Below are 20692 nucleotides of genomic sequence, written 5' to 3'. Positions count from 1 at the left end.
GTCCTAAAACTCGGTAAACAGCTCGCGTCGGGCACCTTCGGTAATGGCGACAATGCCGGGGTGCTTGACCTTGCGTTCCACTGAGATGGCATAGAACGACTCGCTCACCGCGTCGGTCTGGCCGATCACCTGCACGCCATATTGGCGTCGCACCTCATCGGCAATCACGCTCGGGCCGATGAAGATCCCGCTGCCGGATTGGCCGAAGGCCTGCATCAGGGCGCTGTCGTCGAACTCGCCGACAATTTGCGGCTGGATCTGCTGCTCGGCAAACCACCGTTGCAAACGGCTGCGCACCACGGTTTCCGGCCCGGGAATCAGTAGCGGCGCACCGTGCAGGTTGCGCGGAAAGTCGTGACCGTAACGGGCCGCCAGCTCTGGGGTGGCGAAGAAGCTGATCCCGCACTCACCAAGTTTCTGGCTGTAGCCCTTGATGTCCAGGTGCGATGGCATGGGGCTGTCGGATATCACCAGGTCCAGGCGCTGGATCGCCAGGTCGGCCAACAAACGTTCAAGCTTGTCCTCGCGACAAGTGATGCGCAGCGGTTCGCTCAGCTCCATGGTCGGTGCAATCAGGCGATAGACGATGGACTTGGGCACCACGTCGGCCACGCCGACGCGAAACAGGATCTGCTGCTCATTGGGTTGTGCCCGCAGCATCAGTTCCAGTTCGCCACCCAGCTGAAACATTTGTTCGGCGTAGGGCAGTGCCTGCCGGCCGGCCTCGGTGAGTTCGAGTTGCCGTCCGACACGCCGAAACAACTCGATGCCAAAGGTCTGTTCCAGTAATGAAATCTGCCCACTGATGGTTTGTGGCGTGAGATTGAGCTGCTCACAGGCGCGCACGATGCTGCCGGTCTTGGCCACCACCCAGAAGTAATGCAATTGCCGATAGTTGAGCATGGCGATCTACAGTTCGTAAAAACCGAAGTATAGCCGCTGAAAATACGAATTTTCCTGAAGTATTCACTTCCCTAGAATGCATCGCTATCAACGGGCCATCGTTTAGGTCCCGTTCGTTCTATCGAGGAAAGCATCATGAAGCTTAAAGCCACGGCATTGCTGATCACGTCTTTACTGGTACTGGCCGGTTGCGACCAGGCCGAGAAAAGCGCGCAACAATTGATGGGCAAGGCTGCCGAAAGCGCCAAACAGGCGATTGACGATACCCACAAGGCCGCCGAGCAAGCACTCAATGACGCCACCAGCGGATTGATCAGCAAAAAAGAATCATCGGAAAAAGACTCGGAAAAAACCGAATCTTCCTCCCAGGAAATCTAAACCGTATTACAACGAGTCAGGACTGACCCATGGACTACCTTTTACAACTTGCCGCCAGCCCCACCGCCTGGGTCGCCCTTGCCACCCTGATCGTGATGGAGATCGTGCTCGGCATCGACAACCTGATCTTCATCTCGATCCTGACCAACAAGCTGCCCTTGCACAATCGACAGCGGGCACGACGCATCGGTATCGGCATGGCGTTGATCCTGCGTCTGGGCTTGCTGAGCACCATCGCGTTCATCGTCCAGTTGACCAATCCGGTGATCGAGATCCTCGGCCACGCGTTTTCCTGGAAAGACATGATCCTGATTGCCGGTGGCCTGTTCCTGTTGTGGAAGGCGACCACCGAGATCCATCACAGCATGGACCCGGCACCGGAAGATCCGAAGTCGGCGACCTCGACCGTGACCCTGGGCTTCGCGGCCGCGATCGGTCAGATCCTGATGCTGGATATGGTGTTCTCCATCGACAGCATCATTACCGCTGTCGGCATGACCGAGCATTTGCCGATCATGGTCATCGCGGTGGTGGTGTCGGTACTGGTGATGTTGCTGGCGGCTGATCCGCTGGCCAAGTTCATCAACGACAACCCGACAGTGGTGATGCTGGCCCTGGGCTTCCTGATCATGATCGGCATGACGCTGATTGCCGAAGGCTTTGGCGCCCATGTACCGAAAGGCTACGTCTATGCGGCCATGGCATTCTCGGCTGCGATCGAGGTGTTGAACATGATGTCCCGTCGCTCCAGGCAGAAGCGTGCAGCCACTGAGGCCTGACCCACGCTAAAGGAAACGGCCGCCTGAACTCGAAGGAGTGCAGGCGGCCGTTTTTGTTGGTCTCGGATAAAGGTGGTGTCAGTGAGCGTTGGCGTGCTGGCTCGGTGCCTTGTCCGCTTCTTGCGCAGGCGCCGGCTGGACAGGGTGATGGTGGCGGCGAGTAATGCGCAGCACGCCCCACAGCATGGCGGCGGCTACCGCCAGCCAGCCGCAAACCAACATTACAATGATCATGGTCAGGCTCATCGGTGCCTCCTCTTTGCCCTTCAATGGGCACTCACGCTTCGCTGTCGTCTCTTCAAGGAACAGTCTAGCCGTTGCTGTATTTCAGGCTATTGACCGAAAGTCGGCAGTCACCAACCAGTTCGCTCTATCGAATGCAAACAACTGCCGGTTAAGGCTATACCGCTGTCGCGCGGCGTCCTATGATCAACGGCCTTGCCGGGAATATTGTTGCCTGGCGCCTGAACAAGAGAGTGATGATGGTGCGGGTATTTTCTCGAATGCTGTCGGCGGCGCTGATGGCGGGATGTGTGGTGGCGCTGGCCGGTTGCGCCGGGAGTGTTGCACCTGAGATCAAGCGTCTGCCGGAGCGGGTCGAACTCAGTGGCCGCTTCTACAAGGGCGTGGCCAATCAAAGCGGACCGCAGGTGCTGGCCAGCATGCTGTCCCAGCAGAACATCGTGATTACGCCAGGTTTGCTCGACAAACCGCTGCATTTGCCGGGCGCCGAAGCCCAGCTGCAACAGAACATGGTGAACCTCGCGCGTGAGTACGGGATGGTGGTCTATCCCCTTGACGCGACCTTGCCAGCCTTGTTGACCCAGGTCGCGGCCGGTTATCCGGTGATGGTGCGTTTCACCGAAGGCTCGGCGATGTGGGCCGAACCGCGTTATGCGATTCTCACCGGGTACAACCGTCAGAAGCAGACCGTGCTGCTGCGCGCAGGCATGAGTCAGCGGACGTTGATGAGCTTCGGTTCTTTTGAATCGGCGTTCAAGGATGCCGGCGGTTGGGCAGTGTTGATCCAGAGTCCGACGCAGATTCCCGCCCAGGTCGATCAGCAACGCTGGCTCAAGGCAGCCAATGATCTGGCGCAGGCAGGCCAGGAGCCGGCGGCTGCAAAAGCTAAAAAAGCCCTGGCCGCACAGTAAGTCCGTTCGTCACCCTCCGGGCACCAGCGCCCGATGCCAGCCTCTAATCTGCAAAGGCCCGGATCTTTCCGGGCCTTGATACAGGAGGCGCCCATGGCTCATTCAACTACGCCCGTCGGTCCACACTCATCCGAGCATTCGTCTGGCAATGAGCTGGGTTTCGATCCCGATTCCCCGGACCTTGCCGATCCTCAGGTCGACCCGATCGGGCCCGCCAAGGCACCGAGGGACGTGAAACCGGGTGACAACCCCAAGGCTCCGGCCAAGCCCTACGATCCACTGGGTGATCTGAAGCCTTAGGTCCAATGGAGGTGTGTATGTCTACCGATTCCAGTTTCGACGACAAACGTCCGGAAACTGTCCCCACAACCCCCGAGCAAAGCACCGATCCGGTGATGGATCCCGACAGCCCGTTGAGGGATCCCCTAGCACGGCCAACGGTGGCGCCCACTGAAAAGCCGAAGGGTTGGAGAGATCCAAGTACCGGCGACGGTATCCCGGATGACGACCAGATGCCGCTGCCTAACGACTAACTTTGCGACGAAAAAAAGCCCCGGATGTCCGGGGCTTTTTCATGCGTTTGCAGCAAGGTTACTTCGATGCTTCTACCACGCCGCTCTGCCGCTGCTTGAGGTTCTTGTCTGCCTTGTACTGCAAGGCTACGGAAGGCACGTCCGCGCTCTTTCCGCTCTCTACCCAATTACGCATGCGCGTGGCATCGGCAAAGTGGGTGTACTTGCCGTAGGCATCAAGGATCACCAAGGCCACCGGGCGGTTAGCCATCCGGGTCACCAGCACCAGGCAGTGGCCGGCCTCGTTGGTGAAGCCGGTTTTTGTCAGCTGGATGTCCCAATCCGGCTTGCGGACCAAATGGTCGGTGTTGCGGAAACCCAGGCTGTAGTTCGGCTTGCGAAACGAAACGGTCTTTTCCTTGGTTGTACTCAGCTCGGTCAGCAGCGGGTACTTGTGCGCGGCGATCAACAGTTTGCTTAAATCGCGAGCGGTCGAAACGTTGCGCGGCGAGAGACCGGTCGGCTCGACGAAATGGGTATTGGTCATGCCCAAGGCCCGGGCCTTGGCGTTCATTGCAGCAATGAACGCGGCATAGCCACCCGGATAGTGGTGGGCCAGGCTTGCAGCGGCTCGGTTTTCAGATGACATCAGGGCGATCAGCAGCATTTCCCGGCGCGGCAGTTCGCTCTTGAGCTTGACCCGGGAGTACACACCTTTCATTTCCGGTGTGTCGCTGATGTTGATGTTGATGTATTCGTCCATGTTCTGCCGAGACTCGACCACGACCAGGCCGGTCATCAACTTGCTGACGGAAGCGATCGGCACCACCACGTCAGGATTGCTGGCGTAGATGACTTTGTTGGTCTGCATGTCCAGCAGCAAGGAGCTGCCGGAAGCGAGCTTGAGTGTCTTCGTGTCTCGCGGTGCTGCGGTGGTTTCGCCAGCGCTGGCGAAGGGCGTGATGAGAGTCCCTGCAACTGCAAAAAATAGGTTCAGGATGGAAAGACGGATATTCACGCTGGCAGACTCATAAAGTGTTGATAAGCCGTTCTGTAACGGACTGTTTCCTGAAAAGCGCGTCATTCTGGAGTATGGCTGAATAACTGTCGATGGTTGTTCAAGTAACAGGTGAAAGTCCTGAGAAACATGAAAAAAAAGTCATTTTCCGGCGGGCGGTCGGTGTTTCTCGCAGGCAAAAAAAACCCCGCCAGGGCGGGGTTCCTTGTCACGCTGACAGCGTGCGCGTTGAAACTCAGCTGTGCAGGGTTTCGGCGGCGTACAGGGTGTTTTCCAGCAGGCAGGCACGGGTCATCGGGCCTACGCCGCCCGGTACCGGGGTGATCCAGCCAGCGCGGGGCAGGGCGGTTTCGTAGATCACGTCACCTACCAGCTTGCCGTCGTCCTGGCGGTTGATGCCGACATCGATCACGATCGCGCCTTCCTTGATCCATTCGCCCTTGACCAGGCCCGGCTTGCCGGCGGCGACGACGACCAGATCCGCACGGCCGACATGGCCGGCCAGGTCCTTGGTAAAGCGGTGGGTGACCGTCACGGTGCAGCCGGCCAGCAGCAATTCCATCGCCATCGGGCGGCCAACGATATTGGATGCGCCGACAACCACGGCATCCATCCCGTAAAGGTCGACACCGGTGCTTTCCAGCAGGGTCATGATGCCTTTGGGGGTGCATGGGCGCAGAAGTGGAATGCGCTGGGCCAGGCGACCGACGTTATAAGGATGGAAACCGTCGACGTCTTTATCCGGACGAATGCGCTCCAGCAGCCTGGAGGCGTCCAGGTGTTCGGGAAGCGGAAGTTGAAGCAGAACGCCGTCGATTGCAGGGTCGCCGTTCAGGCGATCGATCAGCTCGGTCAGCGCTTCTTGAGTGGTTTCGGAAGGCAGGTCATAGGCTTGGGATAGAAAGCCGACCTCTTCACAGTCTTTACGCTTGTGCGAGACATAAACCTGAGAGGCAGGATCGCTGCCGACCAGGATCACCGCAAGGCCGGGCGTGCGCAGGCCTTGCTGGCGACGCTCGGTGACACGTTGGGCGATCTGCTGGCGCAGGCTGGCGGCGATCGATTTGCCGTCGATAAGTTGTGCAGTCATTGCGCGTGATTAACCATCGAGAGGGGAAAAAAAGAGAACGCATTCTCGCATGTCATGCGGTGAGGGCAAAGGCGCTTGGTCTGCAAATTCCCCTAACTCCTTTAATTAAATGAATTTTTTTTAAAAAGGATTTGACGACCTTCGGGGGGCTCTATACTATTCGTCGCACTTGTCGGGCACAGCCTAGCACTGGTTAGGAAGGTTGAGCAGGATTACGATTCTGCAAGACTGGAAAGCACTTAGTTTGTAGTCCTCCAAGGTTACAGCTAACAAGGCGCCCGTAGCTCAGCTGGATAGAGCATCCGCCTTCTAAGCGGATGGTCGCAGGTTCGAGTCCTGCCGGGTGCGCCATTAGGCAGCTTTGGCACAAGTAGCGCGATATGGTGGGCGTAGCTCAGTTGGTAGAGCACGGGATTGTGACTCCCGTTGTCGTGGGTTCGATCCCCATCGTCCACCCCATATTTCGAAAGGCGCCAGATTAACAGTCTGGCGCCTTTGCTTTAAAGGCTTCATCCGCGGATGTGGTGGAATTGGTAGACACACTGGATTTAGGTTCCAGCGCCGCGAGGCGTAAGAGTTCGAGTCTCTTCATCCGCACCAAATAAAGCTTCATTCAGGCACTTGGCCTGGCTGGAGCTTGATAAAGAAGTTGTTTGGCTTCTTTAACAGGCAATATGGTGGGCGTAGCTCAGTTGGTAGAGCACGGGATTGTGACTCCCGTTGTCGTGGGTTCGATCCCCATCGTCCACCCCATATTTCGAAAGGCGCCAGATTGAAAAGTCTGGCGCCTTTTTTGTTTCGGCGGCCGCAGGTTCCGGGTCGCAGGGGTGGGCGTTTCGTCGTATTTATGTTTCTCGATGATGCTGTCCTGCCCGCCGGCCTTGCTTGCGAGATCGGCTGTCAGGGAGATGATTGGCGACCTTCTCTATATAGGGAAAGGTTGGCGCAGAGCCCTGGCGTGATTGGTTGTATTTGCCATCGGGGCGAGGTGCATTCGTGCATTCGCACCTATAAATTGCCTGCTGCGTTTTTACCCGTTTTCAGTAGGGTGACTTCTTGAGTTTGACCCACTAGAATGCATGCCCTTGATTCTGGGGTCGGAAACGGCCGGCTAACGTCTGTGCAACGAGGAATATCCATGCAAGTTTCTGTTGAAAATACTACTGCTCTTGAGCGCCGCATGAGCGTCACCGTGCCGGCTGAGCGCATCGAGAGCCAGGTCAACAAGCGTCTGCAGCAGACCGCCCAAAAGGCCAAGATTGCTGGCTTCCGTCCAGGCAAAGTGCCAATGAGCGAAATCAAGCGCCGTTTCGGTGCTGACGCTCGCCAGGAAGCTGTAGGCGACGTGATCCAGTCTTCTTTCTACGAAGCTGTGGTTGAGCAGAAGCTGAACCCGGCTGGTCAGCCTTCGATCGAGCCAAAATCCCTGGAGGCGGGCAAGGACCTGGAATACGTAGCCGTATTCGAAGTGTTCCCTGAGTTCACCGTTGCCGGTTTCGAAGGTATCACCGTAGAGCGCCTGAGCGCTGACGTGTCTGATGCCGATCTGGACAAGATGCTGGACATCCTGCGCAAGCAGAACACCCGTTTCGAAGTGGCCGATCGCGCTGCTCAAAACGAAGACCAGCTGAACATCGATTTCGTCGGCAAGGTCGACGGTGAAGTGTTCGCTGGCGGTTCCGCCAAGGGTACCCAGCTGGTTCTGGGTTCCGGCCGCATGATCCCTGGTTTCGAAGATGGCCTGGTTGGCGCCAAAGCCGGTGAAGAACGCGTTCTGAACCTGACTTTCCCAGAGGACTATCAGAACCTGGACCTGGCTGGCAAAACCGCCGAGTTCACCGTGACCGTCAACACCGTTTCCGAGCCAAAGCTGCCAGAACTGACCGAAGAATTCTTCGCTCAATTCGGCATCAAGGAAACCGGTCTGGAAGGCTTCCGCGCCGAAGTTCGCAAGAACATGGAGCGTGAACTGCGTCAGGCGATCAAATCCAAGGTCAAGAATCAGGTAATGGACGGTCTGCTGGCCACCAACCCGATCGAAGTGCCAAAGGCTCTGCTGTCCAACGAAGTTGACCGTCTGCGCGTGCAGGCTGTTCAGCAGTTCGGCGGCAACATCAAGCCTGACCAACTGCCGGCCGAGCTGTTCGAAGAGCAGGCCAAGCGCCGCGTAGTACTGGGTCTGATCGTGGCTGAAGTGGTCAAGCAATTCGACCTCAAGCCTGACGAAACCCGCGTTCGCGAGATGATTCAGGAAATGGCTTCGGCCTACCAGGAACCTGAGCAAGTTGTGTCCTGGTACTACAAGAACGACCAGCAACTGAACGAAGTTCGCTCGGTTGTGCTGGAAGAGCAAGTTGTGGATACTGTTCTGCAGAAAGCTAGCGTGACCGACAAATCGGTCTCTTACGAAGAAGCAGTCAAGCCGGTAGAAGCACCACAAGCCGACTGATCACTTTTGCGGTAAGAAGCAAACACCATAAGCCAGCCTTCGAGCTGGCTTATGCGTATTCAAGACATAACTATTTGGGAGTGACTGCAGAGCATGTTCCGTAATTCGTATATTCAGCAGAACTCTGATATCCAGGCCGCCGGCGGCCTGGTCCCGATGGTTGTCGAGCAGTCCGCTCGTGGCGAGCGCGCCTACGACATCTACTCGCGTCTCCTCAAGGAGCGGGTGATCTTTCTGGTGGGCCCCGTAGAGGACTACATGGCCAACCTGATCTGTGCGCAACTGCTGTTCCTTGAAGCGGAAAACCCGGACAAGGACATCCATCTCTATATCAACTCCCCGGGCGGTTCGGTGACGGCGGGCATGTCGATCTACGACACCATGCAGTTCATCAAACCCAACGTGTCGACCACCTGTATCGGTCAGGCGTGCAGCATGGGCGCGTTCCTGCTGACGGCCGGTGCACCTGGCAAGCGTTATTGCCTGCCGAACTCGCGTGTGATGATTCACCAACCACTGGGCGGTTTCCAGGGTCAGGCGTCGGATATCGAAATCCATGCCAAGGAAATCCTCTTCATTCGTGAGCGTCTCAACACGCTGATGGCCAAGCACAGCGGGCGCACTCTCGAAGAAATCGAGCGCGATACCAATCGCGACAACTTCATGAGTGCAGACGCCGCGCGTGAGTACGGCTTGATCGATGAAGTGATCACCCAGCGCCCCGCTTAAAATAAGCAGCTCAAAATAAGGTTGGTCGGCGGGTCCGATCACCGGCGGGCTTGAAAAAGCCCGCAATAGCCTTCATCTTGTGTTGCAAGCCTATCGGATTTGGATCGAACGAATGACTGACACCCGCAACGGCGAGGACAACGGCAAGCTGCTCTATTGCTCCTTCTGTGGCAAAAGCCAGCATGAAGTACGCAAATTGATTGCCGGCCCCTCGGTCTTTATCTGCGACGAGTGCGTCGACCTGTGCAACGACATCATCCGCGAGGAGGTGCAGGAAGCACAGGCCGAAAGCAGCGCGCATAAATTGCCTTCGCCTAAAGAAATCAGCGGCATCCTTGATCAGTATGTGATTGGTCAGGAGCGTGCGAAAAAGGTTCTGGCCGTAGCGGTGTACAACCACTACAAGCGCCTGAATCAGCGTGACAAAAAGAATGACGACGTCGAACTCGGCAAGAGCAACATCCTGCTGATCGGCCCGACAGGCTCGGGTAAGACCCTGCTTGCCGAAACACTGGCCCGCTTGCTGAACGTTCCGTTCACCATCGCCGACGCAACCACCCTCACCGAGGCGGGTTACGTGGGTGAAGATGTCGAGAACATCATTCAGAAGCTGCTGCAGAAATGCGATTACGACGTGGAAAAGGCCCAGATGGGCATTGTCTACATCGATGAAATCGACAAGATTTCGCGCAAGTCTGACAACCCGTCGATCACCCGGGACGTTTCCGGTGAAGGCGTGCAGCAGGCCCTGCTCAAGTTGATCGAAGGCACGGTCGCTTCCGTTCCGCCTCAAGGTGGTCGCAAGCATCCGCAGCAGGAATTCCTGCAGGTCGACACCCGTAACATCCTGTTCATCTGCGGTGGCGCGTTCTCTGGTCTTGAGAAGGTCATTCAAAACCGTTCCACCAAGGGTGGCATCGGTTTCAATGCAGAAGTGCGCAGCAAGGAAGAAGGCAAGAAAGTCGGTGAGTCCCTGCGTGAAGTCGAGCCTGACGATCTGGTCAAGTTCGGTCTGATCCCGGAATTCGTCGGTCGTCTGCCGGTACTTGCCACGCTGGACGAGCTCGACGAGGCTGCATTGATGCAGATCCTCACCGAGCCGAAAAATGCTCTGACCAAGCAGTATGCCAAGCTGTTCGAGATGGAAGGCGTGGATCTGGAATTCCGGACCGACGCTCTGAAATCGGTCGCCAAGCGTGCCCTGGAGCGTAAAACCGGTGCCCGTGGCCTGCGTTCGATTCTCGAAGGTGTATTGCTCGACACTATGTATGAAATCCCCTCGCAATCGGAGGTGAGCAAAGTAGTGATCGATGAAAGCGTGATAGAAGGCAAGTCCAAGCCACTGTATATCTATGAAAACAGTGAGCCGACCGCCAAGGCTGCGCCAGACGCATAAGCGTCACGCAGCTTGAATAAAGAAGGGGCCTTCGGGCCCCTTTGCTATTTCGGGATCTGGCCTGCAGGAGCCGGCTTGCCAGCGAAGGCGGTCTTTGAAGGCTTATCCGGCCCGTCGCAGCAGCTTCCGTATGCTGCAATCTTTCAAGTGGTTCTTTTATCCGCTTGTTTTTTTCCTGGGCAGCCCCCATCTTGGTTTCAAGCTTACTTCCATCTGTTTACGGCCTTATGGCCGCCGTAGAGGCGAAATCATGAAGACAACCATCGAATTGCCTCTCCTGCCATTGCGTGATGTCGTGGTTTATCCGCACATGGTTATCCCGCTGTTCGTGGGGCGCGAGAAATCCATCGAAGCCCTCGAGGCTGCGATGACGGGTGACAAGCAGATCCTTCTGCTGGCCCAGAGAAACCCGGCTGACGACGATCCCGGTGAAGATGCCCTGTATCGCGTTGGTACGATTGCCACCGTTCTGCAGCTGCTCAAGCTGCCTGACGGAACGGTCAAGGTTCTGGTCGAAGGCGAGCAGCGGGGCGCTGTCGAGCGCTTCAGCGAAGTGGACGGCCACTGCCGTGCCGAAGTCTCCCTGATCGACGAAGTTGAAGCACCAGAGCGCGAATCGGAAGTGTTCGTTCGCAGCTTGCTGTCCCAGTTCGAGCAATACGTGCAGTTGGGCAAGAAAGTCCCGGCTGAAGTCCTGTCGTCGCTCAACAGCATCGATGAGCCAGGCCGCCTGGTGGACACCATGGCCGCGCACATGGCGCTGAAGATCGAACAGAAGCAGGAAATCCTCGAAATCATCGATTTGTCGGCCCGGGTCGAGCACGTTCTGGCGTTGCTGGATGCCGAGATCGATCTGCTGCAAGTCGAAAAACGCATTCGCGGCCGCGTCAAGAAACAAATGGAGCGCAGTCAGCGCGAGTACTACCTGAATGAGCAGATGAAGGCCATTCAGAAAGAGCTCGGCGACAGTGACGAAGGCCACAACGAAGTCGAAGAGCTGAAAAAGCGTATCGATGCCGCCGGCCTGCCGAAAGACGCGCTGGCCAAGGCGACGGCCGAGCTGAACAAGCTCAAGCAGATGTCGCCGATGTCCGCGGAAGCGACCGTGGTGCGTTCGTACATCGACTGGCTGGTTCAAGTGCCGTGGAAGGCCCAGAGCAAGGTGCGCCTGGACCTGGCGCGCGCGGAAGACATTCTGGATGCCGACCACTATGGCCTCGAAGAGGTCAAGGAACGCATCCTCGAATACCTCGCCGTGCAAAAGCGCGTGAAGAAAATTCGTGGTCCGGTGCTATGCCTGGTCGGTCCTCCCGGGGTGGGTAAAACGTCCCTGGCGGAGTCGATTGCTCACGCCACCAACCGCAAATTCGTGCGCATGGCCCTCGGTGGCGTGCGTGACGAGGCGGAAATTCGTGGCCATCGCCGTACTTACATCGGTTCGATGCCAGGAAGATTGATTCAAAAGATGACAAAAGTGGGTGTCCGCAACCCGCTGTTCCTGCTCGATGAAATCGACAAGATGGGCAGCGACATGCGTGGCGATCCGGCATCGGCGTTGCTGGAGGTGCTCGATCCCGAGCAGAACCACAACTTCAACGATCACTATCTGGAAGTCGATTACGACCTGTCCGATGTGATGTTCCTGTGCACGTCGAACTCGATGAACATCCCGCCGGCGTTGCTGGACCGGATGGAAGTGATCCGTCTGCCGGGCTACACCGAGGACGAGAAGATCAACATCGCCGTCAAATACCTTTCGCCTAAGCAGATTACGGCCAACGGCCTGAAGAAAGGCGAGCTGGAGTTTGACGCAGAAGCGATCCGCGACATCATCCGCTACTACACCCGTGAAGCCGGTGTGCGTGGGCTGGAGCGCCAGATTGCCAAGGTCTGCCGCAAGGCCGTCAAGGAACATGCGCTGGAGAAACGCTTCTCGGTGAAGGTCACCGCAGACATGCTGGAGCACTTCCTGGGCGTGCGTAAATTCCGCTACGGCCTGGCCGAGCAGCAGGATCAGATTGGCCAGGTGACCGGGTTGGCGTGGACTCAGGTGGGTGGCGAGCTGCTGACCATCGAAGCGGCCGTCGTACCGGGCAAGGGCCAGTTGATCAAGACCGGTTCCTTGGGTGACGTGATGGTCGAATCGATCACCGCGGCCTTGACCGTTGTCCGCAGCAGGGCGAAGAGCCTGGGGATCCCTCTGGACTTCCATGAGAAGCGCGACACACACATCCATATGCCGGAAGGGGCGACTCCAAAGGATGGCCCTAGCGCCGGTGTAGGCATGTGCACGGCCCTGGTATCGGCATTGACCGGCATTCCGGTACGCGCGGATGTCGCCATGACCGGCGAGATCACGTTGCGTGGCCAGGTCTTGGCCATTGGCGGCTTGAAAGAAAAACTGTTGGCTGCCCACCGTGGCGGAATCAAGACCGTGATCATTCCTGAAGAGAATGTGCGCGATCTCAAAGAGATTCCGGACAATATCAAGCAGGATCTACAGATTAAACCGGTTAAATGGATTGACGAGGTCCTGCAAATTGCGTTGCAATACGCGCCGGAGCCCTTGCCGGACGTGGCTCCGGAGATAGTCGCGAAGGATGAGAAACGCGACGCAGATTCTAAGGAAAGAATTAGCACGCATTAGTACGTATTTGCCTGGGGGGCTTTCTTGACAGCTTTTTAGAGCCCTTGTTATAAAGCGGCTCTTAAGTGTCTGTAGGCCATTCAGCACTCGTTTTTGCTTTCACCAAAAAAACTTAGAATCATACTCAAATAGATATAAGGGGACTTAGAGTGAACAAGTCGGAACTGATTGATGCTATCGCTGCATCCGCTGATATCCCGAAAGCTGCTGCTGGCCGTGCGCTGGACGCTGTAATCGAATCCGTCACTGGCGCTCTCAAGGCTGGCGACTCTGTTGTTCTGGTTGGTTTCGGTACCTTCTCCGTAACTGATCGTCCGGCTCGCATTGGTCGTAACCCACAGACCGGTAAGACGCTGGAAATCGCAGCAGCCAAAAAACCAGGTTTCAAAGCCGGTAAAGCACTGAAAGAAGCTGTCAACTAAGTTCGATTCAGGTTTTTACCCATCCGGGTCGGGGTCATGCCTGACTTGGCAGCGGAGCGGCAGTCCTGACTGCAGGTCGCCGGTTCAAGACACCGAGGGTCGCCAGTTCGAGCCCCTCGATCCGCTCCGCCAGTTACGAGAAGGCGCATCCTCGGATGCGCCTTTCTTCTATCCGGATTCTACCCACGCTCCACGGTTGCCTAATTTTTGAAGTTCAACCGTTTCTGGGGGACGCATGCTGCAGAATATCAGGGACAATTCACAAGGCTGGATTGCCAAGACTATTATCGGGGTCATCGTTGCACTGATGGCTTTGACCGGTTTCGACGCCATTTTTCAGGCCACGACGAACACGAATGAAGCGGCGAAGGTCAATGGCGAAGAAATCAGCCAGAACGAACTGAGCCAGGCGGTCGATATGCAACGCCGTCAGCTCATGCAACAGCTGGGCAAGGATTTCGATGCTTCCTTGCTCGATGAAAAAATGCTGCGCGAGTCGGCTCTCAAGGGCCTGATCGATCGCAAACTGCTGCTGCAAGGCGCAGAAGACTCGAAATTCGCCTTTTCCGAAGCGGCTCTGGATCAGGTCATCCTGCAAACGCCTGAGTTTCAGGTGGATGGCAAGTTCAGCTCCGAGCGTTTCGACCAGGTGATTCGCCAACTCGGCTATACCCGCATGCAATTCCGCCAGATGCTGGCTCAGGAAATGCTGATTGGTCAGCTGCGTGCCGGTCTCGCCGGTAGCGGTTTCGTGACCGATGCACAGGTACTGGCGTTTGCCCGTCTGGAAAAACAGACCCGCGATTTCGCCTCGCTGAACATCAAGGCCGACCCGGCAGCGGTGAAGCTGACCGACGATGAGGTCAAGGCCTACTACGACGAGCATGCCAAGGAATTCATGACGCCGGATCAGGTGGTCATCGATTACCTCGAGCTGAAGAAGGCTTCCTTCTTCGATCAGGTCAGCGTCAATGACGAAGACCTGCAGGCGGCCTATCAGAAAGAAATCGCGAACCTGTCCGAGCAACGCCAGGCGGCGCACATTCTGATTGAAGTGAATGACAAGACCACCGAGGCGCAAGCCAAGGCGAAGATCGAAGAGATTCAGGCTCGTCTGGCCAAGGGCGAGAAATTCGAGGCGCTGGCCAAGGAATTCTCCCAGGATCCGGGTTCGGCGAACAACGGCGGTGACCTGGGTTATGCCGGTCCTGGCGTCTACGACCCGGCGTTCGAGAAAGCCCTGTATTCGTTGGCCAAGGACCAGGTTTCCGCGCCGGTTCGCACCGATTTCGGGTTCCACCTGATCAAGCTGTTGGGCGTGGAAGCGCCTGAAGTTCCGACATTCGCCAGCCTGAAAGACAAGCTGACCCGCGAATTGAAGGCCCAGCAGGTCGAACAGCGTTTTGTCGAGGCGACCAAGCAACTGGAAGACGCTTCATTCGAAGCGTCGGACCTGGCGCAACCGGCACAAGACCTGAAACTGAACGTCCACACGTCCAAGCCGTTCGGCCGTGAAGGCGGTGAGGGTATTGCAGCCAACCGTGCCGTGATCACTGCCGCGTTCAGCCCGGAGGTCCTGGATGAGGGTGCGAACAGCACTGCCATCGAGCTCGATCCGGAAACCGTGGTCGTGTTGCGTGCCAAGGAGCACCTGAAGCCTTCGCAATTGCCGCTGGAAAGCGTCTCTGCTGCGATCCGTGTGCAATTGGCCAAGGAACACGCCAGCGCCGATGCCAAGACCAAGGCTGACGCCCTGATTGCCAGCCTGCGCGATGGCAAGACCCCGTTGGATCAGGCAGTCGACGGCCAGGCCTGGAAAGTCACGGAAGCGGCGACTCGTGCTCAGGAAGGGGTCGACCCTGCGGTGCTGCAAGCGCTGTTCCGCATGGCGAAGCCTGCGTCCAAGGACAAGCCGACCTTCACCAGCGTGACGCTGTCGGATGGCAGCCTGATGATCGTGCGCCTCAATGGCGTGAACGAAGCAGCGGCGCCGACCGAAGAAGAGAAAGCACAGTATCGTCGCTACCTCGCTTCCCGCATCGGCCAGCAAGACTTCGCGGCTTACCGCAAGCAGCTGGAAAGCCAGGCGGAAATCAAGCGTTACTGATGCCTGATCGGGTTTAGCGCTGCACAAAAGACCCCGGCCGGAAGGCTGGGGTCTTTTTGTTTGGCCGTACGTCACTTGCCGCGGTGACTTTTGCGCAAAACCGGGGTCAATCAGCCTGTAACCGTTTTAAGACATGATCGATGCTCCGCTAAGCATCGATCTGTTGCACAATATGCCCCGAACCGTTTTCTTCAGGATGTTCAATGTTTAAATCACTTCCCATGCGGGTTGTCGGACTGGCAGCCGTGCTTGCTACTGCGGCCGGTTGTTCATCGAACAAGACCGCCATCTATGAGCATGAGAATTTCGACGACTCCGGTACCTTTTCCCGAAACTATCCGGTCAGCGATACCCAGAGCTGTGAAGCCGCTCGTCGTGCCTTGCTCAGCCAGGGTTACATCATCACCAGCAACGATTCGAAGCTGGTCAGCGGTCACAAGAGCTTCCAGCAGACCGGCGAGAACCACATGGAGATCAGCTTCAGCGTGGTCTGTGCCGATGACGGCAGCGAAGGGCACCACGCGACCGTATTCGCCAACGCCCTGCAGGATCGTTATGCGCTGAAGAAGACCAACAACTCCGCCAGTCTCGGTGTGGGTGTGTTGGGCTCGGTGTCGATGCCGATCGGCTCCTCCGATGACTCGATGGTCAAGGTCGCCAGCGAAACCGTATCGTCTGCCAAGTTCTACGAGCGTTTCTTCGCACTGGTCGAGCTGTTCCTGCCGCCGGAAGCGAAAAAGGCTGCGCACATCCCCGAAAAGCCGAAAACGGACCTGGGCGTGCCTGAAGCCCAGGCAGCGCCGGCACCACTGGCACCTGCCCCGGCAGCGGCTCCCGCTGTAGAGCCTGCTGCACCAGCGCCTGCACCTGCACCTGCATCCATTGAAGCGGCTCCAGCGGTCTCCGAGCCGGTTGCCCCGCCTCCTGAAGCGGCGCCGATCACGCCGACCGAGCGTGTAGAGCCTGCATCGTTCCAGGAAATCGTCACTCCACCGTCGAACCCGAGTGACTTGCCTGCGCCGAGCGAACCCATCCCGGCGATGCCTGCCTCAGGCCAGTGATGGATATGCCAGGGGATCGGGTCGGATGACCCGATCCCGTGGCCAGCCAAAAGATTGACCCTCGTCAACCAAGACCACTGTTCTGTGGCCTCCCGCGAAAAAATCCGATGATAAATTCCTGACCAGCTGCTACGTTTTATTCAGTAGCGACAGAGTGTCGTGTCCGCGTCATTTTTCTTTCATGCGGGCACTTTATGCTCTGGGAATTGGTCATTTATTCAGACGTTTTTAATATGGGTTGGGGGATTCAAAAATGGACGATTATCAAGAAGAGTTGCTCGAGTACCAGGCTTTCGAACTGGACCCACTGGAGCCGGCGGAAGACGCTACCGAGTTGTAGGCATCAGGCGGATTGGCGATGACTGCGGCGAAATTCGCCGGGGGTCTGTCCGTTCCAGCGTTTGTATGCGCGTTGAAACGCTTCGGCTGAGGCAAAACCCAGCAGGTAGGCGATCTCTCCGAACGCCAGTTCGGTGTCGCGTATGTAGGTCATGGCCAGGTCGCGACGGGTGTCGTTGAGAATTGCACGAAACTGCGTGCCTTCTTCGGCGAGCTTGCGGCGCAGGGTCCAGGTGGGCAGCTTCAGGCGTGCCGCCACCTCTTGCAGGTCGGGTTCCCGGCCACCATTGAGCAGGGGGCCCAGCAGCGCGATGATGCGTTCGCGCAGGCTGCGGGTGCGTGTCAGTTGTTCCAGTTCTCGCTCACACAGTTGCAGCAAATGCCGCCAGGTACTCGGGCAATGCTCGGGGTTGCGCTGGGCGAGACTTTCCAGGCTCAAGCGCAGTTGATTGCGCTCGCCACCAAACTGAATCGGACAGTCACCCAACACGTCATAGGCCGCGCGGTAGCCGGGCTCCTCGAATTCGATCTCGATGCGTTCGGCGCGCAGCGGGGCAGGGCTGACACTGGACAATTGCTGCAACCAGCCGGCGATGATCGAATCCACCACAAAGCGGTTGTAGGCGTTATAGGGGCTGATCGAATAGAAGCGCAGCCAGGCGCCCTGGGCGTCTTCGTGAAAGCTTGATTGACCCCGATAATTGGAGCCATACAAGGCTTCGAATCGAATCAGGCAGCGGGCGGCTTCTCGTACCGTCGGCGCCTGGGCCGCAGTGACGCCAGCAAGGCCAGCCTGGCTCAGGCGACTGAGCTGGCCCATGCGCAAGCCAAGGGCCGGGTTGCCGGTCAGTTGAATGGCGCTGTGGCCCAGGCGCATGTAGCGCGGTATCGACAGTCGGGCACCGGCTTCGCTCAGGCGCCCGGCGTCGAGGCCGTATTGATCGAGCAGTGGCTGAGGATCGACGCCATGACTGCGCACGGCATCGGCCAGGCTATGAACAAAGCCCACCGACAGATCGCCCAGGCGCATCGGCTGCGGCTTCATGGCTACAACCAGAGGTTCAGCAAACGCGCACCATGGGCATTGCCGTCGGCAAAATGCTGGCCGTTGCTGCTGAGGAAGCTGTGTCCGGCGCTGCCCTGATCCCAGAACTGACCCCGCAGGAACACACTCATGCCAGCGACGGCTTGACTGGCAGGTGTCCGGGTCGTGAGATTCAGGCGCTGCCAGGCCTGGCCTTCACTGACTTCTCCAGGCTTCAAGATGACCGATGTCGGCGCTGACGAGCCCCTGTAGCCACGCCACGGTTGATCCCAGGTGCCACGGCCGGCAACAAAGGCCGGTACCGCGACCAGTTGCACGCTTTGGTCGTTGAGCTTGAGGTAGTTTTCCGGGTACCAGCTGTCATGACCGATCAATACGCCCAGCCTTCCGGCGGGGGTATCAACGACATTGAGCGAGTGCTCACCGTTCGCCTTGATCCCGTTCTGTTCTGCGAAGAACGGGTGTATCTGGCGCTGGGGCTGGCCGATCGGCAGGCCCTCGCTGTTGAACACCACGCTGCTGTTGTACAGCGCGCCGCGGCCGATTCTCAAGGTGCCGTCGATGATGCTCGGTTCGGGCAGTACGATGGAACCCGCCACCAGCGTCACGTGGAATTCCCTGGCCAGCCCTCCGAACAATGCCTGGTAGTCTCTGGCCATCGCCTTGGCTTTCATGCGTAGGTGGGCATCGTCCAGACGGTTGCCGCCCTCGGCGCTGATCAACGCCTTGGCGAACTTCAGGGGATTGCTCACCGCCAGCCAGTTCATGGCCTCCTTGAGGGTGCTGGCCTGATACAACTCATCCTTCTCGCCGCTGACCATCAGCCAGGTACCGATGTGCTCCGGCAACACGACGACGGTCTTGCCGTTCAACAGACCCTGGTCCCGGGCTGCTTGCAGATAGGCCGCGAGCTTGCGGTGCAAACGCTCGGGGCTTTGATAATCGGTGGGAAACAGTTCGGGCTGAATGCCCAACAGATTGCCGCGGTCCGCAGGTGTGCCCTGGTCGACAGCCAGGTTGATCCGCAGATCCGAAAGGTAATGACCCACCGGCCGGTCTGCGGCCCACATCGCGTAGGTCGTGAGGGTGGCGAGCAACGCCATGGAAAATGTCAGGTACAAAAGTTTGCGCATGGGGAAACAGTTTACAGCCTGGAACCGGTTCGAGCATAAAGGGAATCAAGGCCTTAGTGGGCAAATTTCAAGGGTTGGCTGTTTTTTTCGCTGGCGGCTGCCTTTCTGCGCCGCGACGCGGCCATGAAAGGCTGGATGGGGATCTTGGGAGGAGGGGCGCCGGTCTGCCATCATTCGGCTTGACCGACCGGCAGGTGAGCGTCAGTTGGTGACCAGCAGTTCCGGGCCGAGGTAGTTGTTGATCTGGTCGATATCGTCGTCGCCCAGGCTGCCCACCGAGGAGGCCAGGCGCAGGCGCGACATCAAATAGCGCAATTTGGCCTCGAACAGATCGTGGCGCGCAACGAAAAGCAGCTCTTCGGCATTGAGGACGTCCGAGTTGGTGCTGGTGCCGCCTTCCTTGAAGCCCTTGCGTGACGATGCCAGTGAGCGTTCGTTGGACGCTACTGCCTTCTCCAGCGCGCGAATGCGTCTGGCACCGCTCAGAATGCCTTGAAACTCACGGGTGGTTCCGGTGATGACTTCCTGTCGCGCAGCGTCGAGTTCATCCAGGGCCTTGTCGCTGTTGGCGCTGGCCTGGCGTGTCAGAGCGCTGACGCCGCCACCGCTGAACAGCGGGAAATTGACTTCCAGTCCGATCGAACCGTAGCGGTTGCGTTGATTCAGCTCGGAGAGTGATTGGCTCTCACCCGCGGTGTAGCCGGCGATGAAATCCAGTGTCGGCCAGTGGCCGGCCCTGGCGCGCTTCACTTCTTCTTCGGCGAGGTCACGGCTATAGCGGCGTGCATGGATCAGCGGGCTATCGGTCTGGGCTTTGACCAACCAGTCCTGCAGGTTGCTTGGCAGTAGTGGTGGTGTATCGAAGCTCGGACGCAAGGTGGTCAGCGAATCGGGGGTTTCACCGATGTATTCCTCGAGCTTGCGGCGCGCGTTGACCAGGTTGTCCTGCGCTTCGATCAGTTCGGCTTCGGCGAGGTCACGGCGGGCGGTCGACTCGTCGACGTCGGTGACGGTGCCGGCCCCCAGTTCCAGGCGCCGTTTCGCCGAGGCGAGTTGTTCGTCGAAGGCGTTCAGCTTGGACTTGGCCAGGGTGATGGTTTCGCTGGCCAGGAGCACATCGAAATAGCTTTCGGCCAAGCGCACCGCGGCGTCCTGGCTCTTGGCATCGAATACCGCGTTGCTGTAGTCGGCACGTTGTTGACCCTGGCGGTACTCGGCCATCTTCTGTTTGTTGAACAGCGGCTGGCGCAGGCGCACGTTGGCGCCCTTGGAGTCGTAATGGAGATCTCTGTCGATGTTGTTCTGGCTTTGAGTACCATTGACCTTGTTGTTGTAGGCCGAGGCGTTGACCTGCGGTAACAGGCCGGCCTTGCCGATGGCGCGATTTTCCCCGCCGGCCTTTTTTTCATTCACGGCGGCCTGGTAGATAGGGCCCTGGAACTGCAACAGGTCCCAGGCTTGCTTGAGGTCCATGGCGCTGGCCGGCAAGGCCAGCCCCAGCAGGCAGAAGAGCAGGCAATGACGGTCCAT

General features: G+C 58.0%; 19 protein-coding genes and 4 tRNA genes. 16 read left to right on the top strand and 7 right to left on the bottom strand.

The genetic code is table 11. The features are described from left to right. Window positions 1–3: 3 nt before the first annotated feature. A complete protein-coding gene (nhaR, locus tag ABIE16_RS17475; RefSeq protein WP_057714085.1) occupies window positions 4–903 on the bottom strand; it encodes a transcriptional activator NhaR in 900 nt (299 codons plus the stop codon). A gap of 135 nt (window positions 904–1038) precedes the next feature. Between nhaR and ABIE16_RS17470 the strand changes: the two genes are divergently transcribed. After that, window positions 1039–1281 carry a hypothetical protein gene (locus ABIE16_RS17470; RefSeq protein WP_150812569.1) on the top strand — a complete coding sequence of 81 codons (243 nt, stop codon included), beginning with the start codon at window positions 1039–1041 and terminating at the stop codon, window positions 1279–1281. Window positions 1282–1310: 29 nt separating this feature from the next. After that, on the top strand, window positions 1311–2060 hold the full coding sequence (locus tag ABIE16_RS17465; protein WP_150812570.1) for a TerC family protein: 750 nt from the start codon (window positions 1311–1313) through the stop codon (window positions 2058–2060). 78 nt (window positions 2061–2138) lie between these two features. Here the strand turns inward: ABIE16_RS17465 and ABIE16_RS17460 are convergent, their stop codons facing one another. After that, entirely contained in the window at window positions 2139–2306 is a 168-nt protein-coding gene (locus ABIE16_RS17460) for a hypothetical protein (RefSeq protein ID WP_167362872.1), read from the bottom strand. Window positions 2307–2485: 179 nt separating this feature from the next. Between ABIE16_RS17460 and ABIE16_RS17455 the strand changes: the two genes are divergently transcribed. The 3 genes from ABIE16_RS17455 (at window position 2486) to ABIE16_RS17445 (ending at window position 3747) form a co-directional block, all read left to right on the top strand. Continuing rightward, a complete protein-coding gene (locus tag ABIE16_RS17455; RefSeq protein ID WP_223504055.1) occupies window positions 2486–3214 on the top strand; it encodes a peptidase C39 family protein in 729 nt (242 codons plus the stop codon). 93 nt (window positions 3215–3307) lie between these two features. Next, on the top strand, window positions 3308–3514 hold the full coding sequence (locus ABIE16_RS17450; RefSeq protein ID WP_057714089.1) for a DUF6021 family protein: 207 nt from the start codon (window positions 3308–3310) through the stop codon (window positions 3512–3514). Between the two features lie 17 nt (window positions 3515–3531). Continuing rightward, window positions 3532–3747, top strand: a complete 216-nt coding sequence (locus ABIE16_RS17445; RefSeq protein ID WP_057714090.1) for a hypothetical protein — start codon at window positions 3532–3534, stop codon at window positions 3745–3747. 58 nt (window positions 3748–3805) lie between these two features. Here ABIE16_RS17445 and pbpG read toward each other — a convergent pair whose 3' ends face one another. Further along, on the bottom strand, window positions 3806–4744 hold the full coding sequence (gene pbpG / locus ABIE16_RS17440; RefSeq protein WP_429521649.1) for a D-alanyl-D-alanine endopeptidase: 939 nt from the start codon (window positions 4742–4744) through the stop codon (window positions 3806–3808). Between the two features lie 235 nt (window positions 4745–4979). Beyond that, window positions 4980–5834 (bottom strand): bifunctional methylenetetrahydrofolate dehydrogenase/methenyltetrahydrofolate cyclohydrolase FolD, encoded by an 855-nt coding sequence (gene folD / locus ABIE16_RS17435; protein WP_429521648.1) that lies wholly within the window; start codon window positions 5832–5834, stop codon window positions 4980–4982. A 274-nt stretch (window positions 5835–6108) separates the two neighbouring features. Between folD and ABIE16_RS17430 the strand changes: the two genes are divergently transcribed. The 11 genes from ABIE16_RS17430 to ABIE16_RS17380 all read left to right on the top strand — a co-directional run bounded on the left by ABIE16_RS17430 (window position 6109) and on the right by ABIE16_RS17380 (window position 16645). Next, window positions 6109–6185, top strand: a tRNA-Arg gene (locus ABIE16_RS17430). 32 nt (window positions 6186–6217) lie between these two features. Further along, window positions 6218–6293: transfer RNA gene (locus ABIE16_RS17425), tRNA-His, on the top strand. A gap of 56 nt (window positions 6294–6349) precedes the next feature. After that, a tRNA-Leu gene (locus ABIE16_RS17420) sits at window positions 6350–6434 on the top strand. Between the two features lie 77 nt (window positions 6435–6511). Further along, window positions 6512–6587, top strand: a tRNA-His gene (locus ABIE16_RS17415). A 385-nt stretch (window positions 6588–6972) separates the two neighbouring features. After that, entirely contained in the window at window positions 6973–8283 is a 1311-nt protein-coding gene (gene tig / locus ABIE16_RS17410) for a trigger factor (protein ID WP_057714092.1), read from the top strand. Window positions 8284–8376: 93 nt separating this feature from the next. Continuing rightward, on the top strand, window positions 8377–9012 hold the full coding sequence (clpP, locus tag ABIE16_RS17405; RefSeq protein ID WP_090456702.1) for an ATP-dependent Clp endopeptidase proteolytic subunit ClpP: 636 nt from the start codon (window positions 8377–8379) through the stop codon (window positions 9010–9012). Between the two features lie 112 nt (window positions 9013–9124). Continuing rightward, window positions 9125–10408 (top strand): ATP-dependent Clp protease ATP-binding subunit ClpX, encoded by a 1284-nt coding sequence (clpX, locus tag ABIE16_RS17400; protein ID WP_008048848.1) that lies wholly within the window; start codon window positions 9125–9127, stop codon window positions 10406–10408. A gap of 250 nt (window positions 10409–10658) precedes the next feature. Further along, entirely contained in the window at window positions 10659–13055 is a 2397-nt protein-coding gene (lon, locus tag ABIE16_RS17395) for an endopeptidase La (RefSeq protein ID WP_056722330.1), read from the top strand. Between the two features lie 149 nt (window positions 13056–13204). Beyond that, complete coding sequence (locus tag ABIE16_RS17390; RefSeq protein WP_002552737.1) at window positions 13205–13477, top strand: HU family DNA-binding protein; 273 nt, start codon at window positions 13205–13207, stop codon at window positions 13475–13477. A gap of 235 nt (window positions 13478–13712) precedes the next feature. Then, the gene (locus ABIE16_RS17385; protein ID WP_429521647.1) at window positions 13713–15584 is read left to right on the top strand and encodes a SurA N-terminal domain-containing protein; all 1872 of its coding nucleotides are present in this window, start codon (window positions 13713–13715) and stop codon (window positions 15582–15584) included. Between the two features lie 203 nt (window positions 15585–15787). Then, the gene (locus ABIE16_RS17380) at window positions 15788–16645 is read left to right on the top strand and encodes a DUF2242 domain-containing protein (protein ID WP_429521646.1); all 858 of its coding nucleotides are present in this window, start codon (window positions 15788–15790) and stop codon (window positions 16643–16645) included. A 343-nt stretch (window positions 16646–16988) separates the two neighbouring features. Here the strand turns inward: ABIE16_RS17380 and ABIE16_RS17375 are convergent, their stop codons facing one another. From ABIE16_RS17375 to ABIE16_RS17365, 3 genes are all read right to left on the bottom strand, one after another. After that, window positions 16989–18029: an AraC family transcriptional regulator gene (locus ABIE16_RS17375; RefSeq protein WP_057714096.1), complete on the bottom strand. Its 1041-nt coding sequence runs from the start codon at window positions 18027–18029 to the stop codon at window positions 16989–16991. A gap of 2 nt (window positions 18030–18031) precedes the next feature. Continuing rightward, complete coding sequence (locus tag ABIE16_RS17370) at window positions 18032–19162, bottom strand: carbon-nitrogen hydrolase family protein (protein WP_218496154.1); 1131 nt, start codon at window positions 19160–19162, stop codon at window positions 18032–18034. A 201-nt stretch (window positions 19163–19363) separates the two neighbouring features. Beyond that, window positions 19364–20692 carry a TolC family outer membrane protein gene (locus ABIE16_RS17365; protein ID WP_429521645.1) on the bottom strand — a complete coding sequence of 443 codons (1329 nt, stop codon included), beginning with the start codon at window positions 20690–20692 and terminating at the stop codon, window positions 19364–19366.

It is taken from the genome of Pseudomonas sp. 2725 (assembly GCF_050434585.1).
Taxonomy (GTDB): Bacteria; Pseudomonadota; Gammaproteobacteria; order Pseudomonadales; family Pseudomonadaceae; genus Aquipseudomonas; species Aquipseudomonas jessenii.
This window is presented reverse-complemented; position numbering and strand designations above follow the sequence as displayed.